At 43.1% G+C, this 22,707-nt stretch carries 16 protein-coding genes; 10 read left to right on the top strand and 6 right to left on the bottom strand.

The window, feature by feature from the left end:
- The first annotated feature begins 15 nt into the window (after positions 1 to 15).
- Positions 16 to 1,179 (top strand): SusF/SusE family outer membrane protein, encoded by a 1,164-nt coding sequence (locus A4V03_RS00625; protein WP_065537557.1) that lies wholly within the window; start codon positions 16 to 18, stop codon positions 1,177 to 1,179.
- Positions 1,180 to 1,303: 124 nt separating this feature from the next.
- Here the strand turns inward: A4V03_RS00625 and A4V03_RS00620 are convergent, their stop codons facing one another.
- The 4 genes from A4V03_RS00620 to A4V03_RS00605 all read right to left on the bottom strand — a co-directional run bounded on the left by A4V03_RS00620 (position 1,304) and on the right by A4V03_RS00605 (position 4,370).
- On the bottom strand, positions 1,304 to 2,068 hold the full coding sequence (locus A4V03_RS00620) for a UDP-2,3-diacylglucosamine diphosphatase (RefSeq protein ID WP_065537556.1): 765 nt from the start codon (positions 2,066 to 2,068) through the stop codon (positions 1,304 to 1,306).
- A gap of 52 nt (positions 2,069 to 2,120) precedes the next feature.
- Positions 2,121 to 2,432, bottom strand: coding sequence for a metal-sulfur cluster assembly factor (locus A4V03_RS00615; RefSeq protein ID WP_065537555.1), 312 nt, complete (start codon positions 2,430 to 2,432; stop codon positions 2,121 to 2,123).
- 181 nt (positions 2,433 to 2,613) lie between these two features.
- On the bottom strand, positions 2,614 to 3,309 hold the full coding sequence (radC, locus tag A4V03_RS00610) for a RadC family protein (RefSeq protein WP_065537554.1): 696 nt from the start codon (positions 3,307 to 3,309) through the stop codon (positions 2,614 to 2,616).
- A 71-nt stretch (positions 3,310 to 3,380) separates the two neighbouring features.
- On the bottom strand, positions 3,381 to 4,370 hold the full coding sequence (locus A4V03_RS00605) for a glycosyltransferase family 2 protein (protein ID WP_065537553.1): 990 nt from the start codon (positions 4,368 to 4,370) through the stop codon (positions 3,381 to 3,383).
- A gap of 509 nt (positions 4,371 to 4,879) precedes the next feature.
- Here A4V03_RS00605 and A4V03_RS00600 point away from each other — a divergent pair.
- The 9 genes from A4V03_RS00600 (at position 4,880) to A4V03_RS00560 (ending at position 20,112) form a co-directional block, all read left to right on the top strand.
- Positions 4,880 to 5,980 (top strand): hypothetical protein, encoded by a 1,101-nt coding sequence (locus A4V03_RS00600; protein ID WP_065537552.1) that lies wholly within the window; start codon positions 4,880 to 4,882, stop codon positions 5,978 to 5,980.
- Positions 5,981 to 5,991: 11 nt separating this feature from the next.
- Entirely contained in the window at positions 5,992 to 8,058 is a 2,067-nt protein-coding gene (locus tag A4V03_RS00595) for a DUF5689 domain-containing protein (protein ID WP_065537551.1), read from the top strand.
- A 14-nt stretch (positions 8,059 to 8,072) separates the two neighbouring features.
- Positions 8,073 to 8,990, top strand: coding sequence for an endonuclease/exonuclease/phosphatase family protein (locus A4V03_RS00590; protein WP_065537550.1), 918 nt, complete (start codon positions 8,073 to 8,075; stop codon positions 8,988 to 8,990).
- A 35-nt stretch (positions 8,991 to 9,025) separates the two neighbouring features.
- Entirely contained in the window at positions 9,026 to 12,151 is a 3,126-nt protein-coding gene (locus A4V03_RS00585; RefSeq protein WP_201442228.1) for a SusC/RagA family TonB-linked outer membrane protein, read from the top strand.
- Positions 12,152 to 12,177: 26 nt separating this feature from the next.
- The gene (locus A4V03_RS00580; RefSeq protein ID WP_065537548.1) at positions 12,178 to 13,677 is read left to right on the top strand and encodes a RagB/SusD family nutrient uptake outer membrane protein; all 1,500 of its coding nucleotides are present in this window, start codon (positions 12,178 to 12,180) and stop codon (positions 13,675 to 13,677) included.
- A gap of 36 nt (positions 13,678 to 13,713) precedes the next feature.
- Positions 13,714 to 14,553, top strand: a complete 840-nt coding sequence (locus A4V03_RS00575) for an endonuclease/exonuclease/phosphatase family protein (RefSeq protein ID WP_065537547.1) — start codon at positions 13,714 to 13,716, stop codon at positions 14,551 to 14,553.
- 37 nt (positions 14,554 to 14,590) lie between these two features.
- On the top strand, positions 14,591 to 15,289 hold the full coding sequence (locus A4V03_RS00570; RefSeq protein WP_141243574.1) for a BACON domain-containing protein: 699 nt from the start codon (positions 14,591 to 14,593) through the stop codon (positions 15,287 to 15,289).
- A gap of 39 nt (positions 15,290 to 15,328) precedes the next feature.
- Entirely contained in the window at positions 15,329 to 17,638 is a 2,310-nt protein-coding gene (locus A4V03_RS00565; protein WP_065537545.1) for a DUF5689 domain-containing protein, read from the top strand.
- 167 nt (positions 17,639 to 17,805) lie between these two features.
- Positions 17,806 to 20,112, top strand: a complete 2,307-nt coding sequence (locus A4V03_RS00560) for an Sb-PDE family phosphodiesterase (RefSeq protein ID WP_084081088.1) — start codon at positions 17,806 to 17,808, stop codon at positions 20,110 to 20,112.
- A gap of 453 nt (positions 20,113 to 20,565) precedes the next feature.
- On the opposite strand, the gene A4V03_RS00555 is transcribed toward A4V03_RS00560, so the two are convergent.
- Together A4V03_RS00555 and A4V03_RS00550 are read right to left on the bottom strand one after the other, a co-directional pair.
- Entirely contained in the window at positions 20,566 to 21,432 is an 867-nt protein-coding gene (locus tag A4V03_RS00555; protein WP_369882203.1) for an HAD-IIA family hydrolase, read from the bottom strand.
- The gene (locus A4V03_RS00550; RefSeq protein WP_065540221.1) at positions 21,419 to 22,696 is read right to left on the bottom strand and encodes an MFS transporter; all 1,278 of its coding nucleotides are present in this window, start codon (positions 22,694 to 22,696) and stop codon (positions 21,419 to 21,421) included. The genes A4V03_RS00555 and A4V03_RS00550 overlap by 14 nt, the downstream gene beginning before the upstream one ends.
- Between the last annotated feature and the right edge of the window lie 11 nt (positions 22,697 to 22,707).

Raw genomic sequence — 22,707 nt, 5'->3', positions numbered from 1 at the left:
TAAAAGAATATCATTATGAAGAAAATATTCAATATATTATTGGCTGCCACGTTTGCATTTCCTTTGTTCACGGCATGCGAAACAGACAATGACAGCAATCCGGTCTTGAACGAACCCGACACATTTACGCTCGATACTCCCGCTCATGCAGCCGACAACGTATACGACCTGAAAAATGCCGAAAGCGTACAACTCACCTGTTCGCAACCAGACTACGGATTCACGGCAGCCACCACCTACAAGGTACACGTTTCCTTTGAACAGGATTTCACGGAAGCAACAGATGACACGCAGGCCAACTACACGGAATTGGGAAGTACCTACCCAACCACAACCATAGACATAGACGCCTCTGAACTGAACAGTGAACTTTTCGATTTGTGGACTGCCGTAAACGGAGAACAAGCGGAACTCCCCACCGAACCGGTAGCTGTATACATCCGCCTGAAAGCCAACATCACAGGTAGTAGCAGAGGGGTATGTTTGTCCAATGTGATTGAGCTACCGAAAGTTCTGATTTCCAAGGTTGCCAGTACACTGACGCCTCCCAAGACCATGTTCCTTGTAGGTTCTATGTTGGATACCGCATGGAAAGTATGGAAGCCATTGACTCCAGTTTACGGCATGGACGGTCAGTTCTATTCAATGGTTTACTTCGATGCTAACTCCGAATTCAAGTTCGGCACAAAGAAAGACGAATATATCGGTATTAACGACACCCGCGTGACGGTTACCGACAAAACCGGAGCCCAAATCAGCGGCAGCGACAACTTTGTCGTAGAAAACGCCGGATGGTATATCTTCCACGTCAAAGCAACTGTCAAAGGCAATGATTATCAGTTCACCATCACCTTCTATCCGGCAGAAGTATATCTGTTCGGTAACGTGACCAGCGGTTCGTGGTCGTTCAATAACGCATGGAAGTTTACGGTCCCAGATACCAAAGACGGCAACTTCGTATCTCCTGCCATGACCGGAAACGGAGAAGTGCGTATGTGCTTCAAAACAGATCTCGACTGGTGGAGAACGGAATTCACACTCCACAACGGTGAAATCTTCTATCGTGATTTCAATCTTATCGACAGTTGGGCAGAGAGAGGAGACGGCTATTCCATACAAGGTTCAACCGGCGATGTGATACATCTGAACTTCACGGCAGGTACGGGAGAAAAGAAGTAATCTTCTTTCAGAAGAACGATTTATCATAAACAACCCGATATATCAAGATCACGTTTTCAAACATCCATCACTTATGAATAGGATGAATCTGAAAACGTGATCTTGTTTTTCTTGATGAGGAAAATCAGATTTGTGTCTCCCCTTCGATATAGTTTTCCAAAAAAAGATTCCCACCGTCGAACACGGCATAAGAGAAGAAATTAATCCAGTCGCCAAGTATCAGCACGCGCGACGTCGCACTTAGCATCAAGTCCAATTCAATGTGCCGATGCCCGTAGATAAAAAAATTGATATTAGGATGGCTTTTCAAATACTCCTTGGTATAGAGTACCAAATGTTCCTTATTCTCACCCATGTAATCGGGCTCTTTTCCATCAGCCCGTTTCTGCCGGCTATGCTTTGCCCATGACAGACCTAACTCCACACTCCAACGGGGATGGATGGCGGAAAACAGTGTCTGAAGTGTTGTACTATGAAACATCCAGCGCAGCAATTTAAACTTCTTGTCCGGGTCACCCAGTCCGTCACCATGAGCCAAATAAAACTCTTTCCCATAGATTTCGGTAGTCAACGGCTCACGATGCATAATGACACCACACTCTTTCGTGAGGTAATCTCCACACCAAATATCATGATTGCCAATAAAGAAGTGAACTTCTACTCCCATATCTGTCAGCTCTGAAAGCTTTCCCAAAAAACGGGTATAACCTTTAGGAACCACCAGCCGGAATTCATACCAATAATCGAACATATCTCCCAACAGGTAAATGGCAGAAGCCTTATGTTTTATACTGTCGAGGAAGTTCACCAGTCGTCTTTCCTGGGTGCGTCCATGCTCTATGGCACGAGACCCAAGATGCGCATCGGAAAGGAAATAAACGTTCTTCATGAGTTTTGAGTTGTTAGTTATAAGAGATTGATTATGAGGTTATCACTCGTAACTAGAGAAAACCGAGTTCGAGTTTCGCTTCCTCACTCATCATATCTTTGTCCCATTCCGGTTCAAATACCAGATTAATGGTAGCCGCAGTCACCCCCTCCACCGATTCCACTTTCTGACGAATATCTTCCATGATAAAATCAGCAGCCGGACAGTTAGGGGCTGTCAATGTCATATCAATTACCACTTCTCCATTATCGGAGACATCTATCTTATAAATCAGTCCAAGATCGTATACATTCACCGGAATTTCCGGATCGTATACCGTTTTTAGCATGGCTACAATCTTTTCTTCTATGTCTATTTTTTCCATACGTCTTCTCATTTTGTTATGTATCGCAAAGATAGAGATAAAAAATGAAACATAAAAAATTAGGTACGGAATGAGCATCGTGTACCTAAAGAATATTACACTTATTCTCCATCTTCACTAATATGAAAAACGTACCTAGATGGTAAATTGTTGCAAAAGGGAATAAAGATTGTAGAAAAACTTAAAGCAATCCTTCATCCGCAAAGCTAAAGAACCCGTCTTCGCAAACGACAACATGATCTATCAAGTGGATATTCATTGTATCTGCCGCTTTACGAATATGTTCTGTCAGTGTTTTGTCAGGCTGACTAGGACGGATATTCCCTGAAGGATGATTATGGACCACAGCTATCTGGGTGGCTCTTTGCAGCAATGCTTCCCGAAGGATAGTACGTACATCGGCGTATGTTCCATCTATTCCACCGGTACTGATACGCACTTTATCAATCAGTTTCGTTGCTTGGTTCAATAAAAGAACCCAAAATTCTTCTTGTTCAAGATCGCACATCAGAGGTTGGAATATTTCATAGATGTCTTTTGAACAAGTGATTTGAATTCTTTCTTTTGTACTTTGCAGTCTCCGCCGCTTTCCGAGTTCCAAAGCTGCCATCACCGTAATGCTCTTTGCCGGTCCTATACCTTTAAAACGGGAATAGTCGCAGACTTCCCATTTTGCCAAGGAATTGAGATTGTTATCACAAGATAGAAGCAGGCGTCGCATCAGTTCAACAGCACTTTCTTCCGTATTTCCGGAGCCAATTAATATAGCGAGTAGTTCGGCATCGCTCAATGCTGCTGCTCCCTTTTCCATCATTTTCTCCCGTGGGCGGTCCTCCAGTGCCCATTGGTTGATGGATAATTTGTGTTTACTTTCCATTTGTTAGGTTTTGAAGGTGTAAAGGTAAGCTTATTTAATTTAATGATAAAGGCAATAGGAAAAAAATTGGCTTACTTATAAAAATTCTTTTGGAAAGCCTCAAACTCATCTTTCCCTCTGACACAACGCTGCCACCATGCACGCCAGAAGCCTGTACCATAGCCGATAAGTTGTATAAATGCAGCAGCTATGGAATACACACCAATAGTCAGACTCTTATTCTGAATAGTAGAATCCACACATACCAACAATGCATAAAGAATGATTGGCAAAAAACTAAAAAGACAGAATGGAGTCCCTAATAAAAAGAATGCCACTCCCAGCGTAAATACAGCAGGAAGTAAATGCACCAGTTTCAGAGAGTCCGGATATTTCTTATAAAGATTAATACGGGCAATACCGGAGTTATGCACTTGCTTGAAGAACTTCTTCAAATCAGTGCGCCGTTTGTGATACACCCAAGCATCCGGAAAAAGCCGGCAAGCATAGCCGTTCTTAAAAATACGGATGCTGAAATCAATATCCTCTCCAAAACGCATCTTTGAAAATCCGCCTAAAGCCTCATACACTGCCCGGCGAACTCCCATATTAAAACTGCGGGGATAGAATTTGTCCATCTTCTTTTTTCCGCCACGGATTCCTCCGGTCGTAAAGAAAGAAGTCATAGAATAGTTTATCGCCTTTTGGATATCCGTGAAAGAATCGTGTGCACGGTCGGGACCGCCGAAAGCGTCGGCAGGAGAAGCGAGAAGTTCTTTTTCTACCGCATCGAAGTATCCTTCGGGAAGAATGACATCAGAATCTAATATAATAAGGTATTCTCCTTCGCTACGTTCTGCTCCGTAATTGCGGGTTTGTCCCGGACCGGAGTTAGGTTTAGAGAAGTATTTTATATTCAACCGGTCTGCATACCGGACTACTACTTCTTTACAAGGGATGGAGGAACCATCTTCTACAACAACGACTTCGAAATCTTTAAAGTGTTGCATGGTAAGACTTTGCAATAATTCATCCACTTCATCAGGACGATTATAAACAGGAATTATGACGGAGTAACGCATAGTAAAACGGAATATAACAGTTTACCATGCAAAGTAAAGGAAAAAAAAGGAAACCGCTTCTTATATTGACAAAAAAAGGATAATGGTAGAACCATCCCTTCCACATTCTAACAACAAAAGATTCAATCTTTTTGGGTTATTTCTCCTCCTTACAAGAAGCTAACTATGCTTAAAACATATCTTTAGTACTTTACAATAAAATACATATTAAAGAAATACGTTGATACTCATATTTCGAGAGTCCAGAATTGCTTTTAGTAGACAAACAGTTTCTTTCTCTATCCAAATTCTTTCGATTTCTTTCTAAAAAGTTTTTTTATATGTTTTTTTATATTTATATTTGTGGCATCAATATAGAATAAAGATAAAAATAGAAACAACAAGCATAATAAAAGGAAAGCCACAAGTATTTCCTTCTTCAAATGCGAAGTTCATATATGCAATATACATAGCACAGCTTTCCGCATTTAGAGATAAGAGTTTTTTATTTTTAATTAAATTATATTTATATGATGAAAACCAAATTGCGTAAACATTTGCCAGCAAATGTAAGATGGAGGCAATGGTTACCTCTGTTAACCTTATTTTTACTACTTTTTTCCTTCTCAAGCTGCAACGATGGCGAAGAGGGAAGAAACGAATTTATCAGTGTGAGTCAAGTAGACAGCCGAACGGGAGAAAAAACGGAAATGAAACTTGACGAAGTCCTCAACATTCCCCCAAAAGCCGGACAGCTTTCTATTTTTGTAAAAACAAACACAAATTATTCTGTTCTGATACAGAGTAAAACTCCAGCTAATGAGCAGGAAAAAGAAGAAATAATTGAAAATTGGTTAAAGGCAGAAAAAACAGGGCGGAATGAAGCGACAGGAGAAGACGAATGGCGTCTTACGTGGGACGCGCAAACCAAAGATTACAAACGTCGTACTGCTACCCTGTCATTTACCTCACCCGAAGTCGACTATGGCAAGTTTATCAACATTTGCCAAGGATTCACAACTCGTTTAAGTGAAAATTTCGAATGGTTGAAATATGGCTCGTCCACTGCTTCGCCAAACGTAACAAGCAATGAAAAATTGATTGGCGACTGGACAAAAGCCCAAAAAGAATACAATTGGTCGTCCACCATTGCTAATGGAGCCGACAAAGCCTACTGTTATGGCAAATTCGGTTTCATCCGCCTTGGTGATGAACAAGGACATGGTGCTGACCTCCTCACTCCTTATATGACTGACATCGCAAGAGATTCGGTTCTTCTCGTTTCGTTCGATGCAGTTGCCTATATGGACGAAAACGGAGAAAAAGACAACAACAAGTTAACCATAAACATATTGAATGGAGGAGAATTTGCCGAGACTCACACCACTACAAAGACAGTCAGTCTTGACTATTACGACCCTCTTGATGCAGACGTTCTCCACACAATGTGGAATAAAGGGAGACATGATTTCTATGTAGTAAGCACCCCCGAACGCCCCATTACCGCTAACACCAAAATTCAGATTATCGGAGGCGACTATACCCTTTCGACAGGCAACAACCGTGTGTTTGTCGACAATTTCCATGTCTACCGACTGGATGACGTATACTATTACTTACTAGAGGAATAAGATAAGGAACTATGAAAAATATATTTTTATATACAAGCATGATGCTCCTGTCACTTTCCTATATTTCGTGTAACGACGAAGAAACACAGGAAATAATAACTACCGGCGATGCATCCAGTATCTACATATCATCGGAAGCCGGCAGGCGTGAAATACCTTTAAAAGCAACCTGCGAATGGATAGTGGAACGCGACTCCTTGACCCGTCAGTGGATTAACATCGAACATAAAAAAGGAGAAGGAAACGGAAGCTTCAATCTGGTTTGGAGAGCAAATGAAAAGTTTCCTCGTAAAGGTAAAGTGATTGTAAAGCTCGCCAACAAGGTAAAAGCAGATACTATTTATATCTACCAATATGGTGTAGCACCTTCCATTTCCTTTTCGGACAAGAAGACCGACGTCCCCGCTACCGGCAAGGAGATAGAAGTAGCACTCAACACCAATATTCCCGCCAGCGACAGCACTCGCATCGCGATGACCGTGGATTATGACAAAGGCAACGAATGGATTTCGCAACTTGCATTCAATAAAGAGATGAACAAGATGCAAGTAAAAGTGGCTGCCAATGAGCCCGAAGTAGGCGAACGTAATGCCGTCCTCCACATTACTTATACTGACGATTGGGGACAGCCTTACACTACCGACTTCAATATTGGGCAAATGGAAATGGGAGGTACCAAAGCTACAAGAACCATCTCTTTTGCCGAAGTCCGCAAAATGGTGGAAGCTACTGCCGGAACGCTGACAATTGACGATGACATAGCCATCGAAGGCATAATAGTTTGTGATGCAACAGGAGCAAATAATGCTGCCAACACCCAACTAGACAAAACGAAAATCGACATGTCTACAACTTACCGTACGAGCTACATACAGAGCCTTGATGGCAAATATGGGTTTGCATTGGTTTTCGACACCAAGGAATTGAACGACTTTGCGCCTTTCGAAAAAGTAAAAATCTGGCTAAAAGGATTAACTCTAAAGAAAGAAGACATGCCCCAACGCTACACATTAACAGATATGGGACTTAAAAGTTTTATTTCAAAGGAGAAAGGAGACGCAACAAACATTATAAAAAAAGAACGCACGATGGCAGAGCTCACTGATAACGATGTTTACACGTTCGTGACCTTAAAGAACTGCGAATTTCCCATCCACAAAGGTTCCTTCACCCCTTTCAACGAAGGCTATTGCCCCAGCTACAATGTACAGCGTGTCGACCGATATCCTTTGCTAATGCACGACAATCAAGGAAGAAGCATGTTCCTAATGACCAATATCGACTGTACTTACCGTCGTGACGGCAGTGTGTTGCCACAAGGTTCAGGAACTGTTTCAGGCATCATTGTACACGAAGAATACCCCCGCTTCGAAAAGGATGGAAATATCGGGCTCTATCAGATGCGCCACCTCTCCCGCGAAGATATAAAAATCGACCTGTCAAAAGATAATAGTTTCTCCACAATCATTGCCGAATGGAATGCATTCAAACTTTCGGGCACCAAAGTACTTCCTTCATACGGAAGCGGCGAGTTGTGGCATACATCTACTACTCCTACAGCTGCGCCCGACTACGGCCATGTAGGTCCTTTCGTCAATGGAGAAATCACCGGAACCACCAAAGGAGTTATTTCCGGTACTCTGAATCTGGCTTTTCAAACTAAAAACTGGTGGACAACTACAGGAGCAAACAGCTGGATGATAAAAATATCGACTTCCGGCATCACTGCCACACACATTTCATTACAGCTTGCTACATTAAACTATGCCATTGGTGCACCTCGTTACTGGAATGTAGAATGGTCTGAACACGGAAATCCAGACGGGATATGGAATAAAGCAGGCGAATACACCATCCCGGATGTAGTGCAATGGGGCAACACCCTTTATGAACAATTGAATGCATGGAAAAACACCAACATAGAGTTACCTCTTGATTTGCTTGGCAAAACCTCCGTCTACTTGCGACTGATTCCTTCCGTTAACAAAGCCGGAACAACCACAACCTACGATACCGCCAGCATTAACAACAACAGCACCAGTGGCCTGATGTATGTAAGTATTCGCTATAACCAATAAATATAAAATGTACTATGAATAAATTTTGCAAAATATTTTATGCTGCAATGGCATTAGTGATGGTTATCTGCCACTCCAGTTGCAACGATGAAGAAGAACTGCCTACCGGAGAACTCGAACTGGACAGCGGTTCCAGTGTAACGACAGAAACATTGAAAGTGGTAAGCTACAACATACTCGAAGGAATGAAATTGGACAAAGACAACAACTACGATAATTTTGTAGCTTGGGTCAGTGAACAAGCACCTGACATACTGGCAATTGAAGAAACCAATGGTTTCACTAAAGAAACGCTTACAGCACTGGCAAACCGTTGGGGACATAGCCACGCAGAGATATGCAAGGAGACAGGTTATCCCGTATCCCTCACATCCAAATATCCGATTGAAGTGATAAGCCGTATCCGCAAAGGGGTATCACATGGAGGGATACATGCCCAAATCAAAGGCATTAATATCCTCGTACTGCATCTTTATCCCCAATCCTACGCTCCGTCCGGCTCCACCGCTGCCAATGGAGATGCTTACCGCCTGGAGGAAATTCAAACTTACCTCGACAACACAGTTCGTAAATATCCCGATGAAAAATACTGGCTGATGATGGGAGACTTCAACTCGGCATCACCACTTGACAAGAACGATCTTGCTTCGGGCAGCAATATCAATTATCAGGTGCACCAGACTATCCTCGACAGCGGCTATCGAGATCCGATACGTGAAATGAACGTCAATTTTGTGCGTAGTTGCCCTACCGTATATGGCGGTTGGACAGGTCCGACAGGGTCTTATAAAGGTTCTCGTATCGACTTCATCTATGCATCAGGAGAAGCTATGCGCAATATGCTCAACGCCCAAATCTTAATGGACGACTTTACCGACAATTATTCCGATCACTATCCGGTGACGGTAACTTGCCGCATCTATAATAAATAAACTTATTAAAAAAGCGCTTAATCTATAAAAAGCACATGAAACAATTAGTAAACAAAAACAACGCATCGCTCTATTGGAATACGATCCGAAAGACTTTGCTTATGCTGGTGGCATGTTGCCTGTTGCTCCCGGAAACAGTGGCGCAGAACGCAAATCAAAAAATCAAAGTGTCCGGTACGGTATTCGATGAAGAAGACCAGCCAATGGTTGGAGCTACTATCAAAGAAACCACCACACAAGTCGGCACCCTGACCAATCTGGACGGATGGTATGAAATACAGGTTCCTAAAAACGGAACTCTGGAAGTCAGCTTTATCGGCTATGAAAAGAAAACAATTCAAATAGCCGGACGCGAAAAGATTCATGTGAAACTCTTGCCGGACAAAAAAACAGCCTTAGACGAAGTCGTAGTTATCGGATATGGCGCTGTCAAGAAAGCCGATCTTACCGGCTCTGTTTCGAATGTTAAAATGGAAGATATTCAGGACGCTCCGGTACTCTCCATCGACCAAGCTTTACAAGGCCGTATCGCAGGAGCAGACATCATGTCGACAACCGGTGAACCAGGCGCCACGACCTCCATTCGCTTACGTGGCACACGCTCAATTTCTGCTTCTAACGAACCGTTAATTGTAGTCGACGGTGTAATGGATGCCGTTCACGACCTGAATGATTTGAACACTGCGGACATCGAATCCATTTCTGTACTGAAAGATGCTTCCTCTACAGCCATCTACGGTTCGAAAGGTAGTAATGGTGTTATCATCATCACTACCAAAAAAGGATTGATGAATGCAGATAGGCCAAGCATCAGCTTCAAAACGGATATCGGCTTCTCCCAAATTCCCCAAAAACTCGATATTATGAATGCATCCGAGTTGGCACAATATCGCAATGACTACGCTTATTTTAATACAGCCGATGGCAATGATAAAATCACCGATGGTACCCCCATGTCAGCATACCCCTACTCCGATCCTTTCTCTTTAGGCGAAGGAACCGACTGGGTAAAAACTATCGGACGCACAGCCATGTACCAAAATTATGCTTTATCCTTGTCGGGAGGTACAAAGAAAACCTTTTACTACATTTCTTTGAGTTATAACAATACCGAAGGCGTAATCCGCCGAAGCGGACAGGAACGTATTACAGGGCGCGTCTCTCTTACTCACCAGCTTTTCAACTGGATGAAAGTGGGATATACCGGCAACTATACCTACCGGCACAATGACAAGAACCTGGCATCTATCGGTGGAACCGGATGGTATAACTCTGCCATCTATCTAAGTCCCAACATTCAACCAATGGATGACTACAACCCCTTCTACTATTCCGGTCAAAAGATTAATACTCCGTTAGCCACTATATTGCTAAACACCAATTATCAGACACACCATTCTACTAATCATACCGGTTTCATAGAAATTGAGCCTGTCAAGAACTTGAAGTTCAAGAGCCAATTCACCTACTATATGTATCAACGCCACGCTTACCGTTACTATCCAAGCACCCTACCTGCCAAGGTTGAAGGAGAGGGCGGAGAAGCCTATCGAGCCGAATATGATGATCAAAACCTTCTGACGGAAAACACTCTTTCTTATTTGAAATCGTTTGATTCCGGACATACAATCGACGGACTTCTCGGTTTCACCGGACAGCGTATTTCTTCGAATGATATCTCACTCACCGGTAAAGGTTACATGGACGACAATGTAAAATGGAATAACATGAACGCTGTACAGGACAAAGAAACGTACTCAGCCTCATCAGGCACTAACAAACGTACCAAAATGTCTCTGTTGGCCCGTTTCAACTACAACTACAAACAGAGATACTATTTGACCGTAACAGGTCGTTATGACGGTGCATCCAACTTTGCAGCCAACAACAAATGGGGGTTCTTTCCCTCCGCAGCTTTAAAATGGAATGCCGCCAAAGAAGAATTCATGGAGGAGATAGACTGGATTAACGAAATGTCTATCCGCCTGAGTGCCGGACGTACCGGTAACGACGCAATCAGCGCCTATCGTTCGCTGGCCGCCCTTTCCAGTACGACAAACGGTTATCTTTTCGGTGGTTCGCAACCTGCAGCATACTATCCTTCACGTCTGGCAAGCCCTAACCTGACCTGGGAAAAGACCGACCTCTACAATCTTGGTATCGACTTAGCATTCCTGAACAACCGATTGTTTGTAACGGCCGAAGCCTATATCTCGAAGACCAAGGATTTATTGCTAACTCTTCAGACTCCGACACAAACCGGATATTCTTCCCGTCTCACCAATATTGGTAAGACTTCGAACAAAGGTGTCGAGCTGACTATAGAAAGCCGCAATATAGAAAAGCCAAAATTCTCATGGTCAACCACCTTTACCATCGCCCACAATGAACAAAATGTGGACGACATCGGCACCGAAGAGTTTGTAAAAGCGTATGGTGCGCCGGGCAACAACTCATATATGATGTACGGCTATGTAAAAGATTACCCTCTGAATGCTTTATGGGGTTTCAAATATGGTGGCGTATGGAAGAATCAGGACGAAGTGAACCGTAACAAAGCAACTCATGCCTACGCATCCCCCTCGACCACTTCAAACGGTACGGTACGCTATTATGACATCAACCATGATGGAACACTCAACCAGGATGACTTGGTATATCTCGGTAATGCCGACCCCTGGATTTACGGAGGTTTACAGAACACATTCCGTTTCGGTAACTGGAAAGTAGGTGTCTATTTCAACTACTCGCTGGGCGGTAAGATTTACAACTATGCCGAACTTTATATGTCGGGTAGTATGTTTACTAACCAATACCGCTACATGCTTGACTCTTGGCATCCGGTTCGCAACCCGAACTCCGACCTGCCCTGTGCCGGAAGTATTGATACACATGTGCCAAGTGATTTACAGATTCATGATGCAACATTCCTGCGCTTAAAGAATATCTCTATCGGCTACACATTCAACCTCTACAAAAAAACGAAATGCATTCGTGATTTGACTTTGAGTGTAAATGGAGAGAACCTTTATCTTTGGAAAAAATACAACGGATTTGATCCTGACGTATCAACTAGCGGCGATTCTACTCTACGCCGTATGGACCTGGGGGCTTATCCGAAATCGCGCACTATCACGTTCAGTGCTCAAATCAGATATTAATTAATGTAATAAAGAAAACTATGGTCATGAAGAAAAGAATAAATTGGTTGATTACTCTTCTGTCAATATTCACGTTGGTCGCCTGTAGTCTGGAAGAAGACACATCGAGTTTTTCTGCACCCGACAATTTTTATCAGACAAAGGCTCAATGTCTCTCCGCACTCAACTCATGCTATATCCCTTTAAACGGGACCTATAACTATACGTTCTTCATCGCGACAGAGGCTTGTACCGATATCATGTATATCAATTCAGGTACGCTGGACTCCCGTTTGGATATCTCTCCTGCGAAACCCCGTCACGGTGAAACCGTATGGAACAACGGATATAAAGGTGTAATGTATTGCAACGCTGCTATCCATGGAATCGAGAACTCTCCACTCACAGAGGATGAAAAGTTATCTTTACTGGGTGAAGGCAAAATCATGCGCGCATTCTATTACTACCTGCTCACTTCTTTTTTTGGAGATGTACCATTCTACACAGAACACGTGAAGGATGTAGAGACTCAACAAAAGATCGGACACCTGGGACGTATGTCCGCTGTGGAAACCCGTAATTACCTGATAAAGGAATTGTCAGAAATTGTTCCGCTAATGGAACAAGTACGTTCATCGGAAATAGCATCCAACCGTACCGGAGCCGCCACCGGCTGGATGCTGATTGCCAAGATGGCAATGTGGAACAAAGAATGGGATACGGCACTCAACGCAATATCCAAATTAGAAGATATTTACGGCGACCTCAGCCAGTATTCGCTCGAAGATATTATGTTCCGCAACAAAAACACCCCCGAGTCTATCTTTGAAATCCAACACTCTTATGTTACCGGTGGTTTGAGCTACACTTCCAATCTCGCCTGTATCTGTATGCCTATTACCCGTCGTGCAGGCACTTGCGAATATGACGGCGTAGAAATTCCGGAACTGGGCAGCCAGTCGACTTGCTGGACTCCTTGGCGTCCCACCGATTACTTCTGTCAAAATCTGCAAACAAAGGCTGGTGGAGACTTACGCGCCCAATACAACATGGCTTGGGAATACAACGGTCATGCTTTCAAGAGTGTAAGTACTACTCCGTGGCCAGGACCCAAATTCTGGTGTCCTTATCTCGACAGCAGTCGTGACGGGAATAATTATAAGGTATTCCGCTATGCCGATGCACTGTTAATGAAAGCAGAGTGTTACTGCCAGAAGGAACAAGATCCCGACATGGCTATAAAATATCTGAACATGACCCGCAACCGTGCAGGCATCGGCGACTATCCGAAATTCCGTAGTTGGGCACGATTAATGGATGAAATTCAAAAAGAACGAGGGCGTGAACTGATAGGTGAATTCCAACGTAAATTCGATCTGGTTCGCTGGGGAATCTGGTACACGCAAACCTATGACAACACAGGTTCACCGAGTTTAAAAGAGAATATCCGGCCTTGCCACGAATACTATCCAATTCCTGACACGCAAGTCGTTTATTCCGGCTATGCGCTTGACAATAAAGCTTATGAAGCTTACTATAGAGACTAGTCCTCAATAAATGAACAACTTAGAAGTTAAAGTTATATGAAACTCAGATCATTAGTCATCGTATTGTTCGGATTGACAATCACTTTGCCCGGACTTGCCAAAAACAAACGGGGAAAGCGGCCTATGAAGCTCATATCTTATAACATAGAATATGGCATGCGTGCCGACACCACTACGAATAAAAGTGTATTTGCCGCATGGATTCGTAGCCAAAACCCGGACATCGTATGCTTGCAAGAGGCTAATAAATTCACACAAAAATCTCTTGAAGCACTAGCTGCATCGTATGGACATCCTTATGCAGTGCTACAAAAAGAGAAGGGATTTCCCACTGCCATAACATCTAAATACCCCATCGTGAACATTATGAGGGTAGAAGACAACATGTGGCACGGATTCGTAATGGGCATAGTGGACGGCTACCATATCATATCACTACATCTCAGTCCGCACCGCTATGAAAGTCGTCAACGCGATATTGACCTTATTCTCGAAACTATCCGTCAGAGCGGTCCTTTTGAGAAATGGATAATAATGGGCGATTTTAATTCCGTATCTCCAGTCGATGCCGAAAAATATGCTGACGGGCGTTTGGTAGAGTATCTTCGCAAAGCAGAAGAAAAACGCCCTCAACTGAAGAACCTCGTCAACGGAAAGATTGATTATTCAGTACATCAGCGTATTCTTGATTTCGGTTTTATTGATTCGGCACGTCTTGACAAGAACTTCTCAGAGACAAGTTTTGGTACGCGCATCGATTTCATCTATATTTCTCCCGATTTGAAATCTGCTTTCACCGGAGGAAACTTTATCATTGATGATTTTACCAGAAAATACTCTGACCATCGTCCCCTCTATATAACTTGGGAGAAATAAAAAAATTGTTATATAATCATTGAAACAACTTACAATTATGATACGAAAAAAATATTTGTATTATTCATTCCTTCTCATGATTTCGGCATGCAGTTTTATGCTGACAAGCTGTGAAAAAGATTTTGAATGGGAACTTCCGCTTGCTTTCACACAGAAAAACCTGATTCTGCCATCAGGGACAGGAACCACCCACATTTTAGTGTATGCCACAAGAAGCTGGAATGCACATTTTGTAGAAAAAGTAGACTGGGCCTCTATCGACCGCCTTACAGGCAAAGAGAATAGCGAAATTATATTCTCCTATGCCGCAAACTATGGAGTAAACCGTGAAGTCCAACTGGCTTTTGAAACCGAAGAGCATCTCTGCGATACGATAACTTTGGTACAGACCGGTGAAATCTCAGCCGGCGATGCCCGTCTTATCATCAACGAGAAAAACGTGGAAGCATCAGCCTCTACTACGACACTCGAACTGGAGCTCGACACCAACCTGAAATACGACCTTCACCGTGTCAACTATCTCGTTACGTATGAATCCGACGAGATTGAAAACAATTGGATTAAAGAAGTATCCTATGATATGGGGCATCTTTATCTCAAATTAGAAGCTAACCCTGCTTATGCCCCCCGCGTTGCTGAAATAAATTTATCTATTTCAATTCCGGCCAATGCCATCAATACTGCTCCGAAAATAGTGACAACCGGCACTATGATTACCCAACAGGGAAAAGAATGAAACTAAAAAGAACGATTTGTCTAATACAACAACTCTAATATGAAACGATTTATTAAATACAGACCTATACAACTGGGTGCTTTTTTAGGAGTGTTCATGCTCTCTTTGGCTGCCTGTGAACTGGACAACGGGGATGAAGCCTATTTTGAAGAACTCGGAGTCGACGGAAAAACCTACACGCTCTCTTCTGATGCAGGCGACTTGGACATAAAAGTCTACTCGAACCAAAATTATAACATCACACTTGAAAATAACGCGAACGAATGGATTGCAATAGCCGACAGTCATCTTTCAGGTGACGGCACACTCCATGTAGAATATGATTTCAATGACGGATTTCCCCGTATGGCAAAAATATGTTTGAATGCCGATGGTAGTAACCTTTCGGATACAATTTACTTAAAACAGAAAGGCGTAAAAACTCCGACATTCAAACTTTCTAAGCCCAATATGACAGTACATGGCTATGGAGGTGAGGTAAAAGCAGAACTTGATATGAACATTGACATAAAAGACCTTACTATCCGTGTGGATTATACAGATGAAGCAACAACAAGCACTTTATCCGATAATGAGAATAACTGGGTGAAGGACATCACTTACGAGAATGGTTTCCTCGTCATCCAAACAGATCCTAACCCCGACGAACGTGCAATACGTACTGCCACTGTCAATATGGTTTATATTGACGGTTGGGAAGAAGAAATCAAACAGCAGCTTTTCTTAATGCAGGCGAATGCAAAGGATGAATTAGGGGTTGAGGTTTCGTTCATGGACGTTCGCAACTCGGGTGATGTAGACGGTGTTACAGTGACCGATGATATTTACATCACCGGATATGTAGTCAGCGACCGTTTCTCGGGCAACGCAGGTGATAATACACAAACGACCCAAAATACAATTGACTACTCTATCAGCCAAAAGACCGCTTATGTTGAAAGTATCGACGGACACTACGGATTCTGCATCGAAACACCTACAGCAGAAGACAATATCTTCTCCCGCTACAGCAAAGTTCAGATTCTGTTAAAAGGAACGAAAGTGACTTTGGAAGAAAATCCCGAACGATACACAATTTCCGGAGTGACCGCTTCTATGGTCATGTCGTCTACAGAAGGAACTGCCGCAGATTTACCTGTAAAAGAAAAACACATGAAAGACCTCACGGACGAAGATATCTATACCTATGTAACACTGAAAGATTGCGAACTTCCTGTCCGTAAAGGCAGCTTGACACCGATCAACGAAGGCTATGCCAATTCGGCTAACGGACATCGTTGTGCCAAATATGCTACATTAATGCGCGATATTAATGGAAATAGCATGTATATCTATACCAATACGACTTGCCCCTATCGCCGCGACGGCAGCCGCCTGCCTTATGGTTCCGGCAATATGTCGGGGGTCATCGTGTATGAGTTGTTCACTCGTTTCGAATACATGGAAGGAACAAGCGGATTGATTGACGAAGAGAAAGCAGGCGAAATCGGCCGTTACCAAATCCGTCACATGTCGAAATCGGATTTCAAAATGGCTGATGATTTTAAAAACAGTTTCTCGGGACTGATTACCGAATTCCGCTACATCGACACGAAAGGTATCCGTAAAGAAGACGGTTCGATCCCTTCCACTTATGGCGATAACGGTCGTCTCCGCCACACATATACCAAACATCAGATTGGTAACGGTCTGCGTGGAAATGGTATTTATGACTATGCCTACCTTGGTCCTATCGGCAGTAGCACCGCCGCATCAAATATCTTTGGAATCCACAAAGGCAATGAGAACGGATTTGGCATTATTCTGGAAGACGGAACTGACTACTTGAGAAATTACACCAATGTCAATACTGACGGTAAAGGGAATGTTGATGGCAATGCTTGGCTGGCTTGGTCTAATCCTTATTGGTGGGATGAGGAACACAATCGCGGTTACGCTTGGGTGATCCATTTCTCCACCCAAAACATTACTAGCGATCATCTCTCTATGCAACTCAGCGTCAGCAACCAGGGTGGTGTTGCAGTCGGCAGACCCCGTTTTTGGAAAGCCGAATGGTCGTTTAGCGGTGATATGGATAATGACAATGATTGGCACTATATCACCTCTTATACGGTACCGGACATGGTAGTATGGGCAAACACATTAATATCCCAGTGCCCTGGTTATAAAGCCATTGACGTAGAGCTTCCATTGAATTTGTTAGGTAAAGAGAACGTATACATCCGTCTGATGCCGGAAAATAACAAGGCTAGTAATGGAAGTTCCTGGATAGATGCAGGAGCTACCATCTCAGTAAAAGGCAATGCACATAGCTCTATGAATTACTTTGCTATCCGTTATAACAAATAGCGCCTATCTCCATAATCATGACTAATTTCACTTTGTCATGCTAAGCCCTGTCGAAGCATCTCATTTTCTGTGAATGGAAAAAGAAATGCTTCGGCTCTGCTTGGCATGGCAAAGCAATCTGTCTTACTAATCCCCTCAATCTATACACCCCTTAAAACGATTCCCTAATGAACAAGAAGCTACTATGTATAATGTGTTACCTTTTCGTCGCATTACCCATATTCTCACAAAGTAAAGAAAAAAGTATACTTATTCCTGAATTATCGGACTTCATAATATTAAAATGTGATTTAAGTGCTCCTGCCAAAGACAAGAAGACGATAAACCAAGCTTTCCAAAAAGGATTGAACAGTATCTTCATTAACGACAAAGAACTGGCGAGCTATGCTACAAACAAAGGAATGGTAGCTGTCAGCCAATATACGATGTCAAAATGTCAAACCATACCGGATAATATAAAAGATAAAAACAAAACAACTTTAGTGTTTGCACGTGAAAGGAGTGACGGATACCTCCGCAATGCTTTGTTAGACCACTGCTTTGTAGAATTATTAAACGATACCATTGCCGGTGAAGAAAGATGGCTAAAGAAGTTAATAAGTTCTTCTTTGGATATACGCACCCGTCTTATCAATAATAATACCCGTATGGTAGTTGACATCACCAACAAAAGCAGTATCCCTTATCACATTCGTATAACCCAATGCGATCATTTAAAACCGGAACAAAATGAAGTGACTCTGTCTCCAATGAGCCAAACTACTTTGTTTTTGAATGGTGACGATATCAAATCTCCTCAATACACATTGCGTGCAAGCATCAAAAATGCGCTCAATACAGAGAAAAAGCCACTAAAGTGTGCTTTCCGCCTTCGTGGTATGGTTTATATGGTAGGAACAGAATCTCAAAACATATATAGCATCATCCCCGCCCCACGCTCTCTCGAAGAGAAGCAAGGCAAATTCATCTTTAATAAAGAAACCCGCATTATACTAAAAGATAAAAATGCCGAAGCGCCATTACGATTCCTGACGGATAGATTAACACGGATAGCACAATTGCCTCTAAAAATACAGAATAGCACTAAAAACATTTCCGGTAACTATGTGATTTTCAGCCGTGCCAACGATCCTACATTAGGAAATGAAGGTTACAAAATCAATATTTCTCCCGAACAGATACAGGTACTGGCAGACAAAGAAACCGGATTCTTCTATGCCATACAGTCTTTATTGCAACTGCTTCCACCGGAAATCTACTCCAACACAACAGCATACACAAACGAATGGAGTATCCCCACAGCGAACATTACGGATATACCACAATTTGAATACCGGGGATTACACTTAGACGTAGGTCGACATTTATATCCTGTTTCTTTTATCAAAAAATACATTGACTTGATGTCTATGCAAAAAATGAACCGTTTTCATTGGCATCTGACAGAAGATCAAGGATGGAGGATAGAAATCAAGAAGTATCCGAAGCTGACCGAAACCGGTTCCATGCGCAAGGAAACAATCATCAACCGATATTCTGCCGCCATTCCGGGAATATACGACGGGACGCCCTATGGAGGGTTTTACACACAAGAAGAAATCAAAGAAATAGTGGCGTATGCCAAAGAACGTTATATTACCATCATTCCCGAGATTGATCTCCCGGGACACATGCTCGCCGCACTGGCTACATATCCCGAATTAGGTTGTACGGGAGGACCGTATGAGGTAGGTACAAGATGGGGAATCTACGACGATGTACTTTGCGCTGGCAATGAAAACATCTATTCTTTCATTGAAGATGTACTGCTGGAGGTATTCAAGCTATTTCCAGGAGAATATGTACATATAGGAGGAGACGAATGCCCGAAAACACGTTGGAAATCCTGCCCGAAATGCCAATCGAAAATAAAAGAACTGAAATTGAAAAACGAACATGAACTTCAGAGCTATGTCATCAGAAGGGTTGAAAAATTCTTGAATAAGAATGGGAAGAAGCTGATTGGCTGGGATGAAATATTAGAAGGCGGAATAGCCCCTAATGCAGCGTTGATGTCATGGAGAGGTGTTGCCGGAGGAATTACCGCGGCAAAATCAGGGCATCCGGTCATTATGACTCCTAATACTTATGTATATCTTGATCACTACCAGGCAAGCATGGATATATCTCCTTTAGCAAACGGACGAATCTGCGCACTCGAATGGACGTACGGATACAACCCGATTCCCAAGGAATTGACGGAACAAGAAGCAAAGCACATAAAAGGAGTGCAAGCCAATGTATGGACAGAATACATAAAAACTCCGGAACAAGTGGAATACATGGCATACCCCCGCGCCAATGCTGTTGCCGAAATAGGCTGGAGTAGCCCAGAACACAAAAATTGGGAAGACTATTTAGACAGGCTTCAATACCAATTCAAAAGATGGCAATTTTATGGTCTGAATTGTGCAACCCATTATAACAGTAAATGATTGAACTCACTAACAAGATTCATTTGTCTGATTCCTTTCTGCACAGTTATGAATCTATTTTATTCATTACCTATATTAAGAATCAGCCTTCTTATTACTGATAAACTACCGCCTTATCGTATACTTTATTTCTAGTTATCAATTGCCGACTGGAGTTGTCCACCTGGCTGACTCTAGTCGGCTAAGTAGACAACTCCAGTCGACCAGGTAGACAACTCCAGTCGGCTTCTTAGATGCAAGCTGTTCTATTGGCTAAGATTGACAATGCCGATGCGAAGGTTACGCGCTATGAAAGTGCAAGCTGTGGGGATTGTGAAGGCGTGAAGGGCGTGATGAACAAAAAACAAGATCATTTCTGACAAAAAAAATATTACGGACAGTAGAACTGTCCGTAATACCATACCTATCAAAAACACTAAAAATAAATATACTATTGCATTTTCATGCACCAATCTAATCTATTTCATGAGCCAATAAAAGCATTTGCTGAAGCTCTGCCAAGTCACGCAGAATCAAGTCCGGATTGGGATGGACAGCAATAGCTGTCTCATACGTGGTTTCACCGGAAAGTACCAGCACTCCCAAAGCTTTTGCTTTCTGCGCCATCAATATATCGGTATAAATACGATCACCCACCATGGCTACCTGATCCGCACGCAAGTTATGCCGTTCCATTATCCCGTTCAACATTCGCGGATCGGGCTTTCCAATCACAACATCCGGCTCCCGCCCTGTAGCATACTCCAAACTGGAGCAAATAGAGCCACAATCCACCAATACCAAAGGCTTGTCCGTAGGACACACACGATCCGGATTAGTAGCAATATAGAGTTTCTTCTGATTAATCCACCACGCAGCACGACATAAGCGCGAGTAAACAAGCGACATGTCGAAGCTGACAACCACTGCATCCGGTTCATCATCAGCATTGTCGTCAGTAGACTCGAAACCGGCTTCCTCAAACTCTTTTATCATGCTGGGAGTGCCCAACAAGAACAGCCGTTTACACTCCGGATGATGCACACGTATGTAATCTATGGTCGCCTGAGCCGATGTATAAAATTCATCTTTCACAGCTTTAATCCCCATGGCGGACAGGTGTCGAAGATAATCATTCGTGCTTTTGGAAGGATTATTCGTCAGAAACGAGTAGCCAATTCCCAACTCTTTCATTTTATCCAAGAAAGCAATCGTAAAAGGGAATAATGTGTTTCCGTTATAAATCGTTCCATCCATGTCCAAAGCAATATGCTTGATCCGACGAATACGATCCATAAGTTCCGCGTTCAATTTATGTTCTACCTCATTAATCATTATCATACCCATTCGCTTTTGCCGACCATGCGGCCATAAATATCAAAGTTCCCATTATAGCAATCAGAATTAATGCACCCACTGCAATATCCCAACCATAATGTTGAGCTAACAATCCTAATCCCCAACCGGAAACCAGCGTACTGACATATCCAAACAATCCTGTGAATCCGACTGCCGTAGCGGCTGCCTTCTTTGTGGCTATATTAGCTGCAGCAATACCTACCAAAGCTTGCGGACCATAAATACAGAACCCTGCAGCTCCCAATAAAAGCGTAGCAAGCCACATGGGAGGTTGGGATATTCCCCAGAATAAAGCAACGAACACCGTAGCCAGTGCCATGCAAATCACACAAACGCGCGGACCACGCCCACCAAAGAAACGATCGGTTGCCCAACCGGCTACCAGCATACCTATAATTCCGGATATTTCAAAGGCTGCCACCATCCAACCTGCATGATGAATAGAAACTCCCTTCCATTCTCCCAAAAGAGTCGGTCCCCAGTCAAGTACAGCATAGCGCACGATATACACAAAAAAGTTGGCAATAGCCAGTACCCAAATCGCCGGATTTCCAAAGACATTCTTACGAACAAACTGCTTAAACTCGGCAGAAGTATCTTCTTTTTCTTCTGCGCCCGTTTTTGAGTTGAGCTCCGGAAACCCTACCGAGCGCGGCGTATCGCGCAAAGCAAACCACAAACCGACTGCACCCACCAAGGCTATAATAGAAGGAAACCAGAAGCACCAGCGCCATCCGAGACTGACAATATATCCGCAAACAATCACCACCAGGCCTGCGCCAACAGAATGTGAGGTATTCCACACCGACATCTTTGTTGCCAACTGTGTAGGAGGTATCCAATGCGTCAATAAACGGGCACAAGGGGGAAATCCCATTCCCTGAAACCATCCGTTCAGCATCCACACAACGCCAAACATCACCACAGCAGAACTAAACCCAAACCAAATATTACATGCTGCTGAGAGCACCAAACCTGTCACCATAAAATAGCGGGCATTCACCCGGTCGCCAACAAAACCGTTGGCAAACTTGGAAACTCCATACAATAATCCGTGCAAGGTCAGAAATAATCCCAAGTCTCCCTTGGTTATTCCCAAATCATCCTGCATGGCAGGCATTGCAATACTCAAGTTTTTACGAACAAAATAGAATAGAGCATAGCCTATCATACTTGCTATGATCGTCCGTGTCTGCCAGTATTTAAATTTCTTTGCCACTTCGGGCGCCATTCCTTGTAGTTCCATTCCTATCGTGA

Origin of the sequence: Bacteroides caecimuris, from assembly GCF_001688725.2 — a bacterium.
GTDB classification, from domain to species: domain Bacteria; phylum Bacteroidota; class Bacteroidia; order Bacteroidales; family Bacteroidaceae; genus Bacteroides; species Bacteroides caecimuris.
The sequence above is the reverse complement of the archived record's forward strand: the minus strand, read 5'-3'. Positions and strand labels throughout refer to the sequence as shown.

What these genes read in the sequence shown, in the direction of transcription:
- A4V03_RS00625 (WP_065537557.1), top strand. Translation starts at nt 16, where the DNA reads ATGAAGAAAATATTCAATATATTATTGGCTGCCACGTTTGCATTTCCT.
- A4V03_RS00620 (WP_065537556.1), bottom strand. Translation starts at nt 2,068, where the DNA reads ATGAAGAACGTTTATTTCCTTTCCGATGCGCATCTTGGGTCTCGTGCC.
- A4V03_RS00615 (WP_065537555.1), bottom strand. Translation starts at nt 2,432, where the DNA reads ATGGAAAAAATAGACATAGAAGAAAAGATTGTAGCCATGCTAAAAACG.
- radC (WP_065537554.1), bottom strand. Translation starts at nt 3,309, where the DNA reads ATGGAAAGTAAACACAAATTATCCATCAACCAATGGGCACTGGAGGAC.
- A4V03_RS00605 (WP_065537553.1), bottom strand. Translation starts at nt 4,370, where the DNA reads ATGCGTTACTCCGTCATAATTCCTGTTTATAATCGTCCTGATGAAGTG.
- A4V03_RS00600 (WP_065537552.1), top strand. Translation starts at nt 4,880, where the DNA reads ATGATGAAAACCAAATTGCGTAAACATTTGCCAGCAAATGTAAGATGG.
- A4V03_RS00595 (WP_065537551.1), top strand. Translation starts at nt 5,992, where the DNA reads ATGAAAAATATATTTTTATATACAAGCATGATGCTCCTGTCACTTTCC.
- A4V03_RS00590 (WP_065537550.1), top strand. Translation starts at nt 8,073, where the DNA reads ATGAATAAATTTTGCAAAATATTTTATGCTGCAATGGCATTAGTGATG.
- A4V03_RS00585 (WP_201442228.1), top strand. Translation starts at nt 9,026, where the DNA reads ATGAAACAATTAGTAAACAAAAACAACGCATCGCTCTATTGGAATACG.
- A4V03_RS00580 (WP_065537548.1), top strand. Translation starts at nt 12,178, where the DNA reads ATGAAGAAAAGAATAAATTGGTTGATTACTCTTCTGTCAATATTCACG.
- A4V03_RS00575 (WP_065537547.1), top strand. Translation starts at nt 13,714, where the DNA reads ATGAAACTCAGATCATTAGTCATCGTATTGTTCGGATTGACAATCACT.
- A4V03_RS00570 (WP_141243574.1), top strand. Translation starts at nt 14,591, where the DNA reads ATGATACGAAAAAAATATTTGTATTATTCATTCCTTCTCATGATTTCG.
- A4V03_RS00565 (WP_065537545.1), top strand. Translation starts at nt 15,329, where the DNA reads ATGAAACGATTTATTAAATACAGACCTATACAACTGGGTGCTTTTTTA.
- A4V03_RS00560 (WP_084081088.1), top strand. Translation starts at nt 17,806, where the DNA reads ATGAACAAGAAGCTACTATGTATAATGTGTTACCTTTTCGTCGCATTA.
- A4V03_RS00555 (WP_369882203.1), bottom strand. Translation starts at nt 21,432, where the DNA reads ATGATAATGATTAATGAGGTAGAACATAAATTGAACGCGGAACTTATG.
- A4V03_RS00550 (WP_065540221.1), bottom strand. Translation starts at nt 22,696, where the DNA reads ATGGAACTACAAGGAATGGCGCCCGAAGTGGCAAAGAAATTTAAATAC.